Below are 18,643 nucleotides of genomic sequence, written 5' to 3' on the forward strand. Positions count from 1 at the left end.
CTCAACGGGAAACGAGTTGGAACTCATGGGTGATGAGCGCCTCCAGCTCCTGGTCCGACATGCCCTGAATCTCCTGGGCGTGCGGAATGGGAGGTGGGGACGAGGAGGGCGGGAGGTGGGGAGCCGCCACGGGCTCGGGTGGTGGGAGCACTCCCAGCACGTCGCGTCCCAGGTGCTCCACCAGCGCGTCGATGCGCGGGAAGTCGAAGACGAGCGTCGAGCGCAGCGGGCGTTCGAGGCTCGTGGACAGCCGGTTCTTCAGCTCGACCGCCGTGAGCGAGTCCATGCCCAGGTCGAACAGGCGGTGGTCTCCATCGACGGAGTCCAGGCTGCTCATGCCCAGCACGCGCGCGAGCTGGCTCCGGACGTGCTCGTCCAGCAGCACCCGTCGCTCGTGCACGGAGGCGACCTGGAGGCGTGCCAGCAGGCCCTCTCGCGCCGGCTGCTCCGGCTCCGCCTTCGTCTCGGCGAGCAGTCGCGACAGATAGGGACTGGCGCCGACCTTCCGTGCGAACTCCGACCAGACGATGGGCATGACACCCAGCTGCGCGGCCCTGGACGCGAGGATGCGTTCGAGCAGCTCCAGGCCTCGCTCGGGGCTGATGGTGCTCATGCCCAGCTCGCCCATGCGCGTGCCTGCCTCCGCGCGGTTCGCGGCGCCGACTCCCTCCCACGCGCCCCAGGCGATGCAGGTGCAGGGCAGTCCGAGGGCCTGCCGATGGTGGGCCAAGGCATCGAGGAAGGTGTTGGCGGCCGTGTGGTTCGCCTGTCCCCAGGCGCCCAGCAGCGACGTCGCCGAGCCGTAGATGACGAAGAGGTCCAGGGGCTTCGTCCGGGTGAGCACATGGAGGTTCCAGGCTCCATCGACCTTCGGCGCGAGCACCGTGGCGAAGCGCTCCCAGCTCAGTCCCGAGAGGACGCCATCCTCCAGCACACCCGCGGAGTGGAAGACGCCTCGCAGCGGCGGAAGGCGCCGCTCCAGCTCGGCCAGTGCCTGTGTGAGCGACTCTTCGCGCGAGACGTCGCACGGCAGGGCCAGCACGGTGGCTCCTCGCGCCGTGAGCTCCGCCATCGCCGTCCGGGCTTTGGGTCCCGGCGGCCTGCGCGAGAGGAGCGCGAGGTGGCGTGCTCCCCGCTCAACGAGCCAGCGTGCCGTCAGCAGACCCAGTCCACCGAGCCCACCCGTGATGAGGTACGTGGCATCAGGGCGGATGGACACGCTGTGCGTTGGCGCGAGCTGGCCGGCGCGCACGAGGCGGGCCACCCTGCGCTCCACACCTCTCAGCGCGAACTCCTGCTCATCGCTCGGGTCCAGCACTGCGTCGAGCAACGCCTCGGGCTCGGAGGTCGTCGGCGTGTCTTCCAGGTCGATGATGCGGCAGCGCAGCTCCGGATGCTCACGGGCAATCACGCGGGCCAGCCCCCAGAGCGTCGACTGCGCCACCCCTGGCACCGCGCCGCCCGCGGGCTGGGCTCCTCTCGTGATGAGCGTCAGGGGTGGAGGCGGTGACTGCGTTCCCTGCGTGATCGCCTGGACGCACTGCAAGACGCTGCCGCAGCCTGCCTTCGAGGCTTCGCGCAGTTGTTGCGTGGACAGGTGGGCGGCGGACGTTCCATCCAGCGACCACAGGTGGATGACGCCCCGAACGTTGGCGACCTTGGCTTGGAACAGGGCGAGGGATGCGGCGGAACGAGGGTCAATGTTGGACCCCGTCTCGTGAACGAGGAAGCACTCGCCTCCCTGGGCTTGGAGCTGATGGGCCAGTGCCTGCCCCACGCCCCCTCGATCCGCGAGGATGAGCCATGCGCCAGACGCGCGAGTCTCCTTCGGAGTTCGAGGCGTCTGCGCGACGATGACGGCCTGCTGTCCCAGGAGGGGCGGCAGAGCGTCGCTCGGAGATGCGATGTCCGCGTGAGCGAAGCCTTCTTCCTCGAGCACTTCACACCAACGCGCTGCTGGGAGAAGCGGGCAGTCGGTGCGCAGGGCGGTGTCCTCGAAGCGCCACCAGCCGTCCGTGAGCCCGAAGGTGAGGTCCACCCAGCGCAGCGCGACGGTTCCTTCCAGCAGGACGAGTGTCCCTCCCGGTGCCAACAGCTCGCGGAGGTTGCGCAGGGTTCGTCGCGCATCCCGCGTCGCGTGCACCACGTTGGAGGCGAGCACCAGGTCGAAGCGCTCCTTGCCGACCGGGGTCCGCTCGACGTCCAGCACCTCGTAGCGGACGAAGGGAAAGTCCGTGAAGCGCTCCGCCGCCCGCTCCGTGAAGAACGCGGAGACGTCCGTGAAGAGGTAATCGCTCCGCTCGGCGGGCAGTCGCGGCAGTACCCAGGCCGTGGTTTCACCTGTCCCCGCGCCGACCTCCAGGATGCGCAGCCGACGCTCCGGTGGTGCACCCGCGAGCGCGCGCGTGACGACCTGCTGCGCCACGGTGTTCATCATCCGGATGACCGGAGTGCCTCGGTAGAGCTCCGCCACCGCGTCTGGGTTGCCATCGGGGAAGAGCAGCTCGAGCGCGTCGCGCTCGCCGCGAAGCACGGCCGCGAGCTCCATTCCGCAGCGCTCCAACATCGCGAGCTGGGCCCGTGTGGAAGACGAGTCCTCCTCGGAGACGGGCAGTCGCTCCGCTCGTGCGTGCGGGAGTTCCTGGAGGACATGCCAGCCCTCTCCGGTGCGCTCCAGGACGCCTTCCTCGGAGAGAATGGCGAGCAGTCGCCCGAGCAGGCGCTGATGGGGCGGGGCGACCCGGAGCCGCTCCGCCAGCTCGCGGGTGCTGAAGCGCTGGCCGGGCTCGAAGCCCGCTCCCAGTCGGTGGACTGCGGCGAGGATGTAACCGAGGCTCGCGGCTTCGAGCCGCCCGAGGACCGCCGTGTACCGCGTGACGTCGTCCTCGGGGATGATGGAGCCCAAGCCCTCGCGCACGGCGTCACCGAGGATGCGCGGCGCGGGGATGAAGTCGGCTTCGGCGTCGACCTGGGGCGCAAGAGGCCAGTCGACTGTGTAGAGCCAGTCGGAGGCGGGCTGTCCTCCCAGGAAGGCCTCGCGACGTGCGAGGCGCAGCTCCAGTCCCTCGACGACGACGAGCACCCGGCCGTCTTCCGCGCGGAGACACGCGTCGACCTGGAGGCGACCCTTCCCCAAAGAGGGGCGCTCTTGTGTCTCGCAGAAGGCGGCCTCGCGGGGGGACTCGTGGACCGTCAGTCGCTCCAGGCCCACGGGCAGCCACGCCTCGCCCTCCACTGCGTCACCGAAACCCACACTCAGCGCCTGGAGACAGGCATCCAGCAGGGCAGGGTGCAGGACGTAGTTCCCCGCTCGATTCGGAAGGACGACATGCGCACCCCCTCCTCGCTCGGTGCGCCAGAGCGACTGGATGGAGCGGAAGAGTGGGCCGAGCGCCAGGCCGTGCTCGCGGGTCCGCTGGTAGTGGGACTCGACGGAGAGCAGGGCTTCCCGTGCGGGAGGAACGACGACAGTGGCTTCGGGGCGGCGCGTGTCGTCCCGACGAACCTTGCACGTGACGTGGAGGCGCCATGCCCCCTCGGCTCGGCTGAAGATGCGCACCCCACGCCGTCCCGGACCTTCGGGCGCGAGCACGGTGTGCACCACGGTGGTGCCCTCTTCGGGCAGCAAGAGCGGCTGAGAGAGCTCCAGCGCCTCCACGCGCAGGGCTCCCTCGCCAAGCGTCCGCTGTCCGGCCGCGAGCGCCAGCTCGATGAAGGCCGTGGCGGGGACCACAGCGCGCCCGAAGACGCGATGCTGTCCCAGCAGTGGGGGTGAGGCAGGTCCCAGGTGTGCCTCGAAGTGAGCGTCATCAGGACCCTGCACGGGTGAGTGCAACCGATGTCCCAACAGGGGATGGGTCGTCGGTGTTTCGCCGGAAGCTGGCGTGCGGCCGGACCTGAACTGGAAGGTCTCCTCCTTGAGCCAGTAGCGGCGGCGCTCGAAGGGGTACGTCGGCAGGGTGATTCGGCTCCGGGCTCCACGGGCTTCGAGCGCCGCCCACCGCACGGGAGCACCGCGCACATGAAGCCGCGCCAGTGTCTCCAGGAGCCCGCGTGAATCGGACGAGCCTTTCATCAGGCTGGGCAGGTACAGGCCCCCGTCGTCTGGCAGGTTGCTCTTCGCCAGGTCGAGCAGCGCCGACCCCGGGCCCACCTCCAGGAAGACCTCGCAGCCGGTGGCACGAAGCGCGCGCATTCCGTCCGCGAAGCGCACCGGGCTGCGCACGTGCCCGACCCAGTGGTCAGGTCGAGTGACCTCCGAGCCCATGGCCCGGCCCGTCACGCTGGAGATGAAGGTGACCCGAGGGTCCGTCGTCCGAAGCCTCGCGGCGACGGCTCCGAGGCCCTGCAGCATCGGCTCCATCAGCGGGGAGTGGAACGCGTGGGACACGTCGAGGAGCCGGGACCCGGTGCCTTCCGCGAAGATGGCGGCCATATGTCCCTCGTCCATGAGGGACTGCATGATCCGGCCTCGCTCGGAGACGAGCGTCAGCCCGTCCTCCAGCGAGAAGACTCCGGCGGCACACGCCGCGGCGAGCTCACCGACGCTGTGACCCAAAACCGCCGCCGGCTCGATGCCGAAGGACTTCCACAGTTCAACCAGCGCGTACTGGAGCGCGAAGAGCGCGGGCTGCGCGTAGGCGGTTCGTGACAGCGGCGTAGACCCCGCGTCTTCGTCGAAGAGCACCGAGAGGAGGGACCGCTCCAGGCGCGACGCGAGGACGGAGTCACAGCGCTCCAGCGCCTCACGGAAGCGCGGCTCGGAGGCGAACAGCTCCTTGCCCATGCCCGCGTACTGGGCGCCTTGGCCACTGAAGAGGAAGGCGATGCGCGGAGGCTCATCCGGGATGACTCCTCGGATGACGGACTCCCCTCGCTGGAGCTGGCTCGTGAGCTCCTCGGTGTTCCGGGCGATGAACGCGGCACGGTGACGGAAGTGGGTGCGTCCGCTGTTCGCGGTGGCAGCCACCTCGCAGAGTGGCAGCTCGGGATGCCGAGCGAGGTGACGCTGGTACTGGTCGACCTGGGCTTCCAGCGCCTCCGGTGTGGCGCCAGACAGCGTCAGGAGAGACCAAGGACGCTCGGGAGCGGTGGGCTGTTCCTCTCGCGCGGGGGCCTGCTCCACGATGACGTGGGCGTTCGTTCCCGAGAAGCCGAAGGAGCTGACTCCACCGATGCGCCGGCCATCGATGAGCGGCCAGGGAGTCGGCTCCGTCACGACGCGCACCCCGAGGGAGTCCCAGGCGATGCGCGGGTTGGGCGTGGTGAAGTGGAGGTGGGGCGGGAGGGTGCCGTCCTCCAGCGAGAGCACCAGCTTCATCAAACCCGCGATGCCGGCCGCCGCCTCCAGGTGCCCGATGTTGGGCTTCACGGAGCCAATCAACAGCGGGGTTTCTGGCGCGCGCTCCGTGGACAGCACGGCGCCCAGGGCCTCCACCTCGATGGGGTCTCCGAGCGAGGTGCCCGTGCCGTGTGCCTCGACGAAGCCGACCTGCTTCGGTGCGAGGTCGGCCTGCTCCAGGGCCCGGCGGATGACCGCCTCCTGCGCGGAGCCGTTCGGCACGGTGAGTCCCGCGCTGCGACCGTCCTGGTTGACCGCCGAGCCTCGGATGACCGCGAGGATTCGATGGCCTGCCCGCTGAGCGTCGGACAGCCGCTCGAGCACGACCACTCCGCAGCCCTCTCCCCGCACCACTCCATCCGCAGCCGCGTCGAACGTCTTGCACCGCCCGTCCGGTGCGAGCATGCGCGTGCGCGACTCAATCATCGCGAGGATGGGTGCGAGCATCAGACTCACGCCGCCCGCGAGCGCCAGGTTGCATTCGCCCAGTCGCAGCGACTGACAGGCGAGGTGGACCGCGACCAGGGACGACGAGCAGGCCGTGTCCACGGAGAGCGCGGGCCCTCTCAAGCCAAGGACGTACGAGAGTCGCCCCGCCGCCACGCTCAGCGCCGTACCCGAGCCCGTATAGGCGTCGATGGACTCCGGCGCGCTCGTGGACATCTCGAAGTAGTCGTGACTGGCGACGCCCACCATCACCCCGGTCGCGCTTCCCATCAGCGAGTCCGGCGCCACGCCTGCTCGCTCCAGCGCCTCCCAGCTCACTTCGAGCAGCAGCCGTTGCTGCGGGTCCATCCGCGCGGCCTCGCGTGGACTGATGCCGAAGAAGGCCGCGTCGAATTGGTCTGGCTGGTCGATGAAGCAGCCCTTGCGCGCGGTCAGCGCACCTTGCGCATCCGGGTCCGGGTCATGGAGCGCTTCCGCATCCCAGCGCTCGACGGGCACGTCGCGCACGGCGTCGCGCCCCGAGGCCAGCAGCTCACGAAAGGCTTCGGGACTCGTGGCCCCACCCGGGAAGCGGCAGCTCATTCCGATGATGGCAATGGGCTCGCGCTGGCCTCGCTCCAGGGTGTGGAGCTTGGACTCGGTTTCCTCCAGCTTGCGCAGTGCGCGCCGCAGGAGGGCTTCCTGACCGCCACTGGGAATTGACGTGCTCATCTAGCCCATGTCCTCGAGCTTTCGCTCCAACCGGCGGACCACTTCGTCGAGCGGCAACTCCTCGCCGGCTTCTTCCTGGGGGCGGGGTGTCGCCGAGGCGAGTCGCAGCACTTCGGTGGCGAGATACGTGGAGAGTTGGTCGACGCTCGGGTGCTTGAACACCACGACGGACGGCAGCGTGCAGGGCAGCGAGGCCTGGAGGCGGTTGCGAATCTCCAACGAGCCGAGCGAGTCCAGGCCGAGGTCGAACAATCCCCGGTCGACGCCGACGGCGGACGAAGTCAGGCCCAGGACCGCGGCCACCTGCTCACGCACGTGGGCTCGCAGGAGCGGTTGTTGCTCCGACGCTGGCGCGGCCTCGATTCGCTGGCGGAAGCCTTGCTGCGCGGCGCCGCTCTTCCGGAGGGAGTCACCTCGGCTGACAAGCTCCATGAGGAACGTGGAGGACACAGTGCCGCTGATTTGCTTCCAGTCGATGGGCACGACGGCGATGTTGGGACGAGCGTGGGCCCACAGTCGGTGCAGCGCGGTGAGGCCGTGCATGGGTGAGAGCAGGCCGAGTCCCTGTCTGCGCAGACGCTCCGCGAAGACGTCGCTCGCGGCCGTGCCCTCTCCGGACCACGGGCCCCAGGCGATGCTCAGACCCGACAAGCCGAGCGAGCGGCGGTGTCGCGCGAGGCCATCCAGGAAGGCATTCGCCGCGGCGTAGTTCGCCTGTCCCGCATTCCCAAGCAGGGAGGACACGGAGGAGAACAGGGCGAAGAAATCGAGCGTGTGTCCCCGGGTCGCGGTGTGGAGGTTCCAGGCTCCCTGGACCTTGGGGGCAAGGACCTGGGCGAAGGACTCCCACGACTGTGTCCGCAGAGGCCCATCGTGGACGGCGCCCGCCGCATGTACGACGCCTCGAAGTGGCGGAAGCAACCCGCGCACCTCGTCGAGCGCCGCGCTCACGCTCTCCAAACGGCTCACATCCGCTTCGAGGCAGAGGATGCGCGCGCCCGCGGACCGGAGCGCGGCGATTCCCGCGTCATCATCAGAGGGCACGTGTCTGCCCAGGAGGGCCAGGGAGCGCGCGCCCCGGTCGACCATTGACTGCGCGACGAGACGACCCAGGCGCCCGAAGCCTCCGGTGATGAGGTAGGTGGCATCGGGACGCAAAGCGCCCTCCGCGCGGGAAGCCTCCGCGACGCGCAGTCGTGCGACCTGTCGTGACCCACCTTCGAGCCGGACCTGCGCCTCCTGGCTCTCACAGCGAAGCTCCGCGAGGAGTTCGCGGCTCGCCTCGGGCCCTGTTGACGGCGCGAGGTCTACCCGCCGACAGCCAAGCTCCGGATGCTCCAGGGCGATGACCTGCCCCAGTCCCCACAGCAGCGAGCCAGTGCCAGGATTGCCTTCCTGGACGCCTCGCGTGACGAGCTGGAGGACCGGAGGGGGTTCGTTCCGCGCGACCAACGCCTGGACGAGATGGAGCACGCCGCCACAGGTCCGGTGAAGGTCCTCACCCAGTGTCTCCGTTTGGAGTGGCTGGTCGGACGGCGAGTCGAGCGAGCCCAGGTGGATGACCTGACGCAACGGTCGCTCCTCGTGGGCCAGCTCCGCTAGCAACCGCGTGAAGTGCTCTGGGTTCGTGGGGTCGAGCTGGAAGCGATGGGCTTCATGTCGCTCGTAACGTGGGCCGACGCGGGCGATGACGCAGGCGTCTCGTCCATCCTCTTCCACGCGTGCACGGAGGGCTTCGGCGACACCCTGTTCGTCCGCGATGAGGAGCCATGTCGAGGGGCGATGGGTGACCTCGCTGACGGGACGAGGTTGCTCGCGCCAGGCGGGCTCATAGAGTGCGTCCTCGAGCCCCGGCCGAGCGCCTTGGAGGAAGGCTTCTCCCCGGACGCGCTTGAGCTCGAAGCCCTCGACGCGGAGCACTTCGTCGCCTGTCTCGTCGTAGACGAAGACGTCCGTCAGGAGGGACGAGCGGGGGATGACCCGACTCACCAACCTGTTGGGCAGTGACGCTCGGTGGACGCGCACCCGGCCGAAGCTCGCGGGCAGCATCCATTCGCCTTCCTTCAGCTCCGGGCCCACCGCGCCGACGAGCTGGAGGCATGCATCGAGCACGGCGGGATGGACGTGATGGGGCTTGGGCTCGTCGCGCAGTTGCTCCGGGACTTCGATGCGCGCGCAGGCTCCCGCGTCGTTACTCCACAGCTCGACGAGGCCTCGGAACGACTCTCCAAACTCCGCCCCAAGCTTTCGGGCCCGCGTGTAGTGCGCTTCTCCAGCCTGCGTCCCGAGGCCGGAAGGCTGAAGGAGTGAGGCTTCGAGCCGTGTCGGCACCAGCGTCTCGGCGCCTGTCGGCCGTACCTTGCCGGAGGCATGGCGTATCCACCGGGACTCTCCCTCGTGGGTCTCCTCGCGTCGGAAGACCTCGATGGAGAGCACCTGCTCGCTCGTGGTTCGCACCACGGTCTGGAGGGTGACTTCACCTTGCTCCGGCAGGATGAGCGCTTGTTCGAGCGCCAGGTCCTCGACGACGAGCGCCTGATTCGGAAGGGCGACCGCGCCGGCCGCGAGGGCCAGCTCCAGATACGCCGTGCCGGGCAGTAGGGCCGTTCCGAGCGCGCGGTGGTCGCCCAGATAGGAGGGCGAGGTGGCACCGACTCGCGACTCGAACAACAGCTCTCCCGGCTGCAGGGTCGCCGCCGCCACGCGTGCTCCGAGCAGCGGATGTGTGGTCCGGGTGTCGTCGCGGCGCGCGGTGCTTCGCGGACCGGCCTCGTCGGACCAGAACCGCTGTCGCTCGAACGGGTACGTGGGAAGCGCCACGCGTCGGCGTTCCTCCGCCTGCTCGTAGCCGCGCCAGCTCACCGGTGCGCCGTGCGTGTAGAGCGCCGCCAGGCACTCCAGCAACTGGTGCCAGTCTTCATGTCCCTTGCGCAGGCTCGACAACCACTGTGCCTGGGCCACGGGCAGACACTCGCGCCCCATCCAGACCAGGGTCGGCTTCGGGCCGATCTCCAGGAACACCTGCGTCCCCTGTTCGGCCAGGGTCCGCATCCCCTCCGCGAGTTGCACGGGCTCACGAAGGTGCCGCACCCAGTACTCGGGCGTCGCGACCTCCGCTCCTGCGAGCCGGCCCGTCAGGTTCGAGATGAGGGTCCGCTTGGGCGAACGGTAGGTGACGGTTCGCGCGACCTTCTCGAAGGCCGGCAGCATCGGGTCCATCAGGTGCGAGTGGGCCGCGCGCGAGGCTTCCAGCTTCTTGACCTCGATGCCCTGCGCCACCAACTCGTCCGTGAGCTGCCGCACGGCGGGTCCTTCACCGGAAACGACCAAGTTCTGGGGCGCGTTGATGGAGCCGATGGATGCGCGCCCACCATGCTTCGTCAGGGCTTCGCGGACGCGAGCCTCGTCCGCGAGGACGACGATGGTCTCGCCCTCCAGCGCGAACTGCTCCATGAGCCGTCCGCGTGCCGCGACCAGTCGCACGGCATCTTCCAGCGAGAAGACACCCGCGTTGAGCGCGGCGACGTACTCGCCCAGGCTGTGTCCGAGGACAGCGTCCGGCTCGATGCCCCAAGAGCGCCACAGCTCCGTCAGCGCGTACTCCACCGCGAAGATGGCGGGCTGGGCATAGGCCAGCTCCGTGAGCCGGTGGGACTCACTCCCGTACAGCACCGCGAGCAGGGGTGTTTCGAGTTCCGTGCGAAGCAGCGCCGCCACCCGCTCCAGGGCCTCGCGGAACACGGGACTCGCGTCATGGAGCGCTCGCCCCATGCCCTCGTACTGCGCTCCGTGGCCGGTGAAGAGGAACGCGACGCGAGGGGGTTGCTCGGCCTGGGCCTGACCTCGGGACACACCCGGTGCCAGGGCCCCATCGAGGCTCGCTCGCAGTCGCTCCCGCAGCTCCTCGGCGGTGCGTCCCACGACGGCCAGTCGATGGGAGAAGTGCGACCGGACCAGGCCCGCCGTGTAGCAGATGTCCGCGAGCTCGGAGTCCGAGGCGCTCGCGAGGAAGCTCTCGAAGCGTCTGCCCAGGGCTTCGAGTGCGCGAGGACTGCGCGCTGAAAGCGGCAGCACATGGACGGGGCGTCGGGACGGCGAGGTGTCACGCCTGGGCGCTGCTTCAAGCACGACGTGCGCGTTCGTCCCGCCCACGCCGAATGAACTCACACCCGCGCGACGCGGATGCGGACCCTCCGGCCACGGCTGGAGCCGCGCGTTGACGTAGAACGGGGTCTGCTCGAAGCCGATGGCGGGATTCGGGCGCTCGAAGTGGAGGGTGGGCGGGATGAGCCCGCGCTCCACGGTCAGCGCGGCCTTGATGAGCCCCGCCACGCCCGCCGCGGTGTCCAGGTGGCCGAAGTTGGACTTGGCCGAGCCCACCACGCAGAAGCCCTTCGCCGGAGTTCCCAGCCGGAAGGCCTGGGTGAGCGCGGCGATCTCCATCGGATCTCCGAGCGGCGTCCCCGTGCCGTGCGCCTCGATGTAGCCGACCGTCTCCGGAGGGATGCCCGCCATCGCCTGGGCGCGAGCAATCACCTCCGCCTGTCCGTCGCGATTCGGCGCGGAGAAGCCGACCTTGTCCCCGCCGTCGTTGTTCACCGCCGCGCCGAGGATGACGGCGTGGATGGCGTCCCCGTCGGCGAGCGCCTCGTCGAGCCGCTTGAGCACCACGACCCCCGCGCCGCTCGCGGGGAGGATGCCTTGCGCCTGGGAATCGAAGGGGCGGCAGTGGCCGTCTGGGGAGAACATCCCCGAGCCGGGCTCCGCGAGATATCCCAGGTGGTGGGGCACCTTGATGGAGACGCCGCCCGCGAGGGCCATCTCGCAGTCGCGGTTCCACAGGGACTGGCAGGCGAGCGTCACCGCGACGAGCGACGTCGAGCAGGCCGTCTGCAGCGTGATGCTGGGGCCCGTGAGGTTGAGCTTGTAGGAGACCTGTGTGGCGACGAAGTCCTTGTCGTTGCCGAACAGCCGCTGGAAGTAGGGCAGGGGCTGGGTGAGGTCGAGCTCGGGATAGATGTAATTGCTCAGGCTCTTGCCGGCGAAGACGCCGACCTTCTTCCCTGTCGCGTCAGGGCGGTAGCCCGCGCGCTCTAGTGACTCCCACACGCATTCGAGGAACAGCCGTTGCTGCGGGTCGGTGAGCAGCGCCTCGCGAGCGGTGAGTCCGAAGAAGTCCGCGTCGAAGCCGGCGATGTCGTCGAGGACCGCGCCCGCCTTCACGTAGTGCGGATTGCCAATCATCTCCCGGGCAAGGCCCTGCGCCCGCAACTCCTCGTCCGTGAAGAAGCGCACCGACTCGACGCCCTCGACGAGGTTCTTCCAGTACGCCTCCACATCAGGCGCGCCCGGGAGCCGTGCGCTCATGCCGATGATGGCGATGGGGCTTCGCTCGAGGGTGTCCGCGCGGGCCTGGGTCACCCGCTCGGAGGGGGCGCCGGAGTCTCCGCGTCGCACCCGTCCCAGGTGCGCGGCCAGCGCGGCGAGGTTCGCGTTCTGGAACAGCTCCACGGTGGGGATGTCCGCACCCAGCTCCTGTCGGATGCGGGCGTTGATGCGGACCAGGTGGACGGAGTTGGCGCCCAGCTCGAAGAAGTTCTTCCTCCGCTCCACCTCTGGGAGTTGAAGGACGTCGCGGACGATGGCGGCCAGTGCGGCCTCGGCTTCGTGCGCGGGCGCTCCGTCATCGATACGCGATTCGGTGAGGACTCGCAGGGCCTCCGGCCTGGGCAGTGCGGCGCGGTCCACCTTGCCCGTGGGGCCGAGTGGGAGCTGCTCCAGGAACACCACGATGGAGGGGACCATGTGGTCCGCGAGGCGCTCCCCGAGGAAGCGTCGCAACGGCTCCTGAGACAGCATGGCCCCTGCGCGCCGCACCACGTAGGCGAGGAGGCGAGGCGCGTGGCGGTCTCCATCCGCCACGACGACAGCAGCAGAGACTTCCGGGTGGAGTCGGAGCGCGGCCTCGATTTCACCGGGCTCGACGCGATGGCCGAGGATGGAGAGCTGGAAGTCGACGCGCCCCAGAATATCGACGGTGCCGTCCGGCAGCAGTCGTCCCAGGTCGCCCGTGCGGTACAGGCGCTCGCCCGTCACGGGGTGGGTGACGAACCGCTCTCTCGTGCGGGCCTCGTTGCGCCAGTAGCCCTGGGCCACGCCGACGCCCGAGCAGCACAGCTCGCCGGGGACCCACAGGGGACGCTCCCTGAGCGTCTCGTCCATGACGTGGTAGCGGGTGTCCGCGATGGGCCGGCCGTAGGGGATGCTCTTCCAGTCGGGGTCGACCTTCCCGATGGGGAACCAGATGTTCCAGAGGCTCGTCTCGGTGGGCCCACCCACGCTGACGGGTTGCACACCCGGCACGAGCGCGCGGAGTCGCTCCGGCAGGTCCAGGGGAATCCAATCGCCGCCCATGAAGGCGAGGCGCAGCGCGGGAGCGAGCGGCTCGGGACGCCCGCTGGCGTGGGCCAGGAGCATCTCCATCATTCCAGGGACCGAGTTCCAGACGGTGATGCGCTCGGTGCGCAGAAGCTCTGCCCAGCGCGCGGGCTCCTTCCGCGCCGTGGCCTCGCAGAAGACGATGGCGCCGCCCGCCGACAGCATCCCGAACACGTCGAACATCGACATGTCGTGGTGCAAGGCCGTCAGCGCCAGGACCCGGTCCTCTGGACCGATGGAGAACTCGCGCAGCGTCTCATCGAGCGCGTGTACGAGCCCTCGGTGCGCGAGCATCACTCCACCGGGGCGGCCCGTGGAGCCGGACGTGTAGATGATGACCGCGAGGTCATCCGCGCCCTGAACCGGAGCCTCTGGCAACGCAAGGCCGGAGGTCGGCTCCAGGGGCTCCACCGTGAAGCGTCGTGGGGTGGAGGGCCATTCGAGGCGCGGCTCCAGCCATGGCTGGGTGACGAGGTGCTCACAGGTGCTGTCCTCGAGGAGTTGCTTCAGTCGCTCCCCGGGAACACCCGCGTCGATGGGGAGATAGGGCGCGCCGGCGATGGAGCAGGCGAGGGTGGCCACCACCTGCTCCCAGCCCTTCTCCATCACCACGGCCACGGGGTGGTTCTTCCGCGCGCCCGCCTGGGTGAGCGCGTGGGCGAGCGCGGTGCTCCTCTGCAGCAGCTCGCCGTAGCTCAGCGTGCGCCCGGGGGCGATGACCGCGGGCCGGTCGGGTTGTGCGGTGGCCTGCTCCACGAAGCGCGAGTGCAACAGGCGTTCGGAGCGTTCGCCGTCACGCCGTGGTCCGGCCGCGACCTGGGGCGTGGACAGGCGAAGGGGCTTTTCGTGGACGACGTCGGGCTCGTCCACGAGCCGGTCGATGAGCCGCTGGTAGGACGCGAACATCGCGTCGAGGAGGCCCGGAGCGAACAGCTCATCCGCAGCGTCCCAGTTGTAGAACACGCCGCCGTCCTGGAAGACGAGCTGGTGGTCAATCCACACCTGCGGCGTCTGCGTGACGGAGTGGACGACACGGCCGAAGGCGCGGCCCAGATGGTCCACCCAGCAGGAGTCCCAGCCCTCGACGCCGCTGGCGAAGCTGGTGAGCACCACGGGCATCAACGCGCCGCTGATCTTCCCGCGCTCGCGGAACATCTGGCGGAGGATCTCCACCCCGCCGATGTAGCGGTGCTCCAAGTCCTTGAAGAGCTGCTCCTGGAGCGCTCGGGCCCGCTGCTGAAAGGTACCGCCCGCGCGGTGGTCCACTTCGACGAGCAGGAACGAGGAGAAGGTCCCCACCATCTTCCCCACGTCCTCGTGCAGGGGAAGTCGGTTGTAGAGCGGCACGTTGAGCGTGAAGTGCGGGCTCTTGCTGAAGTGGGCGATGACCTCCGCGTAGCAGGCGAGCAGCAGCCCCGTGGGCGTGAGCTGAAGCTCGCGTGCGCGCTCCACCAGGCGTTCCCAACGTGCTCGCTCGATGCGGGCTTCACGGCGCACGAAGTGCGGATGACGGGGCGCACCCACCTGCTGGACCCTGGGCAGGTCGGGCGCGGGGGGCAGGGTGGCAATCCTTCCGCGCCAGTAATCCACCGAGCGACGGTAGAGCTCCGTCTCCTGGAGGGCGCGCGTGGCCAGGACGTAGTCGCGGAACGACTGACCATGCTCGCGCGGGTCCAGCGTCGCGTCCGGGTTGGCGTAGAGCTGGATGAGCTCCCGGAAGAGGACCTGCACGCTCCACGAGTCGACGAAGGTGCAGTCGATGCTGAAGTAGAGCCGGTGGCCTTCCTCCAGCCGCACCGCGCGAATCTCGAACAGGGGCCAGGTGTCGAGCGGCAGGATTTGCTGCGCCAGCCGCTCGCGGTGGGCGTCCAGGCGACGCTGACGTTCCTCCGGGGACAGCGCGCGGTAGTCCTCGACGGCCACTTCGTAGTCGGGGACGTCGCGGAGGATGCGCTGCGTCCCGTCGGGCAGGGCGACGGCGCGGAGCATCTCGTGGCGTTGGATGAGGCGTCGCCACGCTTCACCGAAGCGCGCGGGGTCCAGCGTCTCGCTGTCTATCTCGACGTAGACGTGGATGGCCGCGCCCAGCTCGAAGTCGCCGCCACGGCCGACCCAGTAGGCCTGCTGGATGTCGGTGAGCGGGAAGGGCTCGTCCCGTTCCTCGGGGCGGCAGATGAGCGCGGGCAGCTCCGCCGCGCGCGCATCCCCCATGCTGTCGTCGAGCAGCGCGATGAGCTCCGCCTTGCGTGCGGAGAGCTCCGCGCGCAGCTCCGCGGTGAGCGCGCCTTCCGGTGCATCCACCGCGAGCCTTCCACCCTCCACCCAGAGACGAATCCCCAGGTCGAAGAGGCGCGTGAGCAGTGCCGTCACCCCGCTGTCCCGACTCAAGTCTTCCCCTCCTCGTTGATGGTGAAGCAGGGGAAGTAGTTGGTGTGACCGGCGCGGTACGCCTCCGCCAGCTCGGGCAGCTCGTCGAAGGTGTGGATGCGCGGGCCGACGTCGGGCATCCAGCCGTGGGCCTCTCCGAAGGCCACCGCGTCCACGCCCTCCTGATAGCGCGCGTAGTGGGTGTGGATGTGCTGATGCCGGGTGATGCACTCGCGGGCGCGCAAGAGGGAGATGGACATGCCTTCCTTCCAGCCGGCGGTGGCAATCACACCCTGTCGGGCCAGGGCCTTGATGGTGGCCCGGTAGACGGGCGTGCCGATGTAGTCGAGGAACAGGTGGACCATCTCTCCGTCGGTGCGACGAGAGACCTCCGCGAGGAACCCGGCCTCCGCGGCCTGATAGCGGGCGCGGTAATCCGGGTCGGAATCCCAGCGCTCCGGCTCGTAGCTCAAGCCGCTGAAGGCGCGCCGGTCGATGACCTCCAGGCCCGCTCCTCGAATCTCATCCAGGTGCCGGTGCGCGCCGGACAGCATGACGACGCGGCAGCCCTGGAGTCTGGCGAGCGCCAGCTCCGCGAGCGTCGTTCCTCCGCCCCAACCCCAGACATGCGGCGACGGGCACTCCTGCTCCGTCATCTGGGTTCGGAAGACCGCCGAAGCGACGCGCCAGTTCGCCCACGCGGTGACATAGCGGACGCTGAAGGCCGCCCACTGCGCCAGCGAGTGCCGCGTGTTCTCCGGAATGGGAATGACCTGCCGGCCCTTGAGCTTCATCAGCGTGGCCATGCAGCCCATCTGTCGCGGGGCCTCGTAGCCCAGGGCCTTCACGGTGTAGCCGTAGGCATCCGTCTCCCCGCTCGGGAACATCATCGCGAGCTGGCCGCCCTGGACCTGGGTGACGCCCTTGCCCGTCTCGAGCACCCGGACGACGCCCGCGTTGCCGAGCACGATCTCCTGCTCCTGGCGGACCTTGCAGATGTCGATGGGCTTTCGTTCGAGCGCGTGCTCGTTGTTTCCCTCCCAGCAGCCGTAGAGCGGCGCCGCGAGGACCTCGTCTTCCTGGATGGCGTCAACGGTGACGCGCGTGCGCGTCAGTCGGGCGCGCCGTGGCTCATCGGTGCCACCCTCGCGAATGACCCAGGCGTCGGCTTGATAGCTCATGTTTGGAGTCCCCCTGTGCGCGTGGTGTGGCTACAGCGTGAGAAGCTCTCGTCGCCCACCGACCGCGGGGGCTCGGGGCTCCGTCAACTGCGCGCGCAGCCACCGCGTGAGCAGCTCATCCGCCAGCACATCCACGCTCGTCGCCTCGAAGAAGTGGGAGACGGGCATGTCGATGGACAGCTCGGTGCGGATTCGTCCCGTCAGCTCGATGAGCCGGAGCGAGTCGAGCGCGAGCTCCTGGAGGGATTGGAACGCGACGTCCGGCGGCTGTCCTCGGAGCGCGACGCGGATGACCGTGCCCCGCAGGTAATCCCTCATCAAGGCCCGGCGCTGCTCAGGCCTGGCCGCGCCCAGCGCCGCGAGCACGTCCGTGGACGGTGGCGGAAGCGGAGCCCGTGCGGGCTCTGGGGTGATGGGCTCCGGCGGCGTGTCGGCGCGGGGCACGATGAGGTCGGGAAGGAAGGTCGAGAGCGCCTGCCCCGGCGCGGATACGGCCCGGCTCAGGATGGTCTCGAAGTCGCGGAGCAGCCTCGCCGCCTCATCCGTCTCGAAGCGCTGGCGGGAGAACTTGAGCGTGCCCGAGATGACGCCTTTCTCCTCGTGAAGCGCGAGGAACAGGTCGAAATCACACGTGCCGCCCTCGAGCTCGACGGGAGCGACGTCGAGCTTCGTGAGCTGGAGCGGGTAGCGAGGGGTGTTCTCGAAGGCGAAGAGGGCCTGCGACAGGGGCTCGCCGCCCAGGTCGACTCCGTCGAGGAGCTGCACGGGGAGGTCCTGGTGCGCCAGCGCGCCCGCCACGACACCGCGCACCTGCTCCAGCAGTTGCTGGAAGCTCGGGTCACCGCGCAGGTCCGCCGGCAACACCAGCAGGTTGACGAAGTAGCCGATGAGGCGCTCGGTCTCCGCCTGCGGACGATTGGCGATGGGGCTGCACACGAAGTGCCGCTCCTGCCCGCCGGAGTGCCGATGCAGCAGGACGTGGAACGCGGCGAGCAGCACCATGTAGACGGTGGCGCCCGCTTCCCGGGTGAACTGGAGGATGGCGTTGGAGAGCTCTGGAGAGAGCGTGATGGGCAGCCGTCCCAGCTCGCGCAGGCCCGGTGCGGTCACGTTGCCAGCCCGCGTCCGCGAGGCGAGGCGGGGGCCGTGCAGCCGTTCCTTCAGGTGCTCCCGCCAGTACGCCTGAAGCGCTTCGCGAGCGCTGCCCTGGAGCCACTTGCGCTGCCAGAGCGCATGGTCCGTGCAACGCACGTCCAGCTCCGGCAGGGGCGCGGGGCCCCCTTTGTGGAAGGCCGTGTACAGCTCCGAGAGGTCCCGGAAGAGCACGTCCTGGGACCAACCGTCGTAGATGATGTGGTGGAAGTTGAGCAGGAGGACATGCTCCCGCGCGCCCAGGACGAACAGCGTCGCGCGGAACAGGGCCTCCCGGTGGAGGTCGAACGGGCGCCAGGCCTCCCGGTTCAGCGCCTCTCGCAGCCGGGCCTCTTGTTGCTCGGGCCGTTGTGCCTCGTCGCGCAGGCTGACGGTGGGGAGCACGAAGGCGCCGGGCGCGCGGACGCGCTGGACGACCTTGCCACGGCTGGAGTCGAACGAGGTTCGTAGGGACTCGTGCCGGTGTTCGAGCGCCTCCAGGGCCAGGCGCAGCGCTCGCCAGTCCAGCGGACCGGAGAGACGGAAGGCCACGGGCAGGTGGTACGCCGCGCCGCCCGGGTTCGCCTGGTCCAGGTACCACAGGCGCTCCTGCTGAAAGGACGCGGGCGGGTCCTCGATGTGCTCGCGCAGGACCAGCGGTGGAGCCTCCGAGCGCAGCGCATGCAGCTGCTGGAAGGCCCTCCAGATGTCCGGATGCATCAGTCGGTCTCCTGCCCGTCACGGCCGCGAAGCCGCGTGACGGTGAACGCCCGGATGGCCTGGAGGCTGCGGAAGTTCTCCATCACGATGTCGGGCGGACTGACGGAAATCTCGAACCGCTGCTCCAGGAAGTTGACGAGGCGGAAGATGCCCATCGAGTCGATGACTCCGCGCGCGATGAGGCTGTCGTCATCAGCCAGTCCGGAGTCCTTGGTCCGGAAGAGGAACTCCTGGTCGATGTGGGCGCGGATGATTTGCGCGACCTGCTCTTCGGTGTAGCTCGCCACTGTCTCGTTCACGGACGCTC

5 protein-coding genes are annotated in these 18,643 nt (G+C 69.3%); all 5 read right to left on the reverse strand.

From position 1 onward, the window contains the following. Position 1: 1 nt before the first annotated feature. Genes HUA74_RS05390 through HUA74_RS45410 form a run of 5 tightly spaced genes read right to left on the reverse strand, consistent with a single transcriptional unit; the run spans position 2 to position 18,635 of the window. Positions 2-6,499 carry a type I polyketide synthase gene (locus tag HUA74_RS05390; protein WP_174453628.1) on the reverse strand — a complete coding sequence of 2,166 codons (6,498 nt, stop codon included), beginning with the start codon at positions 6,497-6,499 and terminating at the stop codon, positions 2-4. Beyond that, positions 6,500-15,325 carry a non-ribosomal peptide synthetase/type I polyketide synthase gene (locus HUA74_RS05395; protein WP_174453629.1) on the reverse strand — a complete coding sequence of 2,942 codons (8,826 nt, stop codon included), beginning with the start codon at positions 15,323-15,325 and terminating at the stop codon, positions 6,500-6,502. Beyond that, positions 15,322-16,485 carry a zinc-binding alcohol dehydrogenase family protein gene (locus HUA74_RS05400; protein ID WP_174453630.1) on the reverse strand — a complete coding sequence of 388 codons (1,164 nt, stop codon included), beginning with the start codon at positions 16,483-16,485 and terminating at the stop codon, positions 15,322-15,324. The genes HUA74_RS05395 and HUA74_RS05400 overlap by 4 nt, the downstream gene beginning before the upstream one ends. A gap of 30 nt (positions 16,486-16,515) precedes the next feature. Continuing rightward, the gene (locus tag HUA74_RS05405) at positions 16,516-18,336 is read right to left on the reverse strand and encodes a condensation domain-containing protein (RefSeq protein WP_174453631.1); all 1,821 of its coding nucleotides are present in this window, start codon (positions 18,334-18,336) and stop codon (positions 16,516-16,518) included. After that, entirely contained in the window at positions 18,336-18,635 is a 300-nt protein-coding gene (locus HUA74_RS45410; protein ID WP_141642387.1) for an acyl carrier protein, read from the reverse strand. The genes HUA74_RS05405 and HUA74_RS45410 overlap by 1 nt, the downstream gene beginning before the upstream one ends. Positions 18,636-18,643: the final 8 nt, after the last annotated feature.

Origin of the sequence: Myxococcus sp. CA051A, from assembly GCF_013336705.1 — a bacterium.
Classification (GTDB): Bacteria; Myxococcota; Myxococcia; order Myxococcales; family Myxococcaceae; genus Myxococcus; species Myxococcus llanfairpwllgwyngyllgogerychwyrndrobwllllantysiliogogogochensis.

Excerpts from the sequence above, each read along its gene's own strand:
- HUA74_RS05400 (WP_174453630.1), bottom strand. The coding sequence starts at position 16,485 with ATGAGCTATCAAGCCGACGCCTGGGTCATTCGCGAGGGTGGCACCGAT.
- HUA74_RS05390 (WP_174453628.1), bottom strand. The coding sequence starts at position 6,499 with ATGAGCACGTCAATTCCCAGTGGCGGTCAGGAAGCCCTCCTGCGGCGC.
- HUA74_RS05405 (WP_174453631.1), bottom strand. The coding sequence starts at position 18,336 with ATGCATCCGGACATCTGGAGGGCCTTCCAGCAGCTGCATGCGCTGCGC.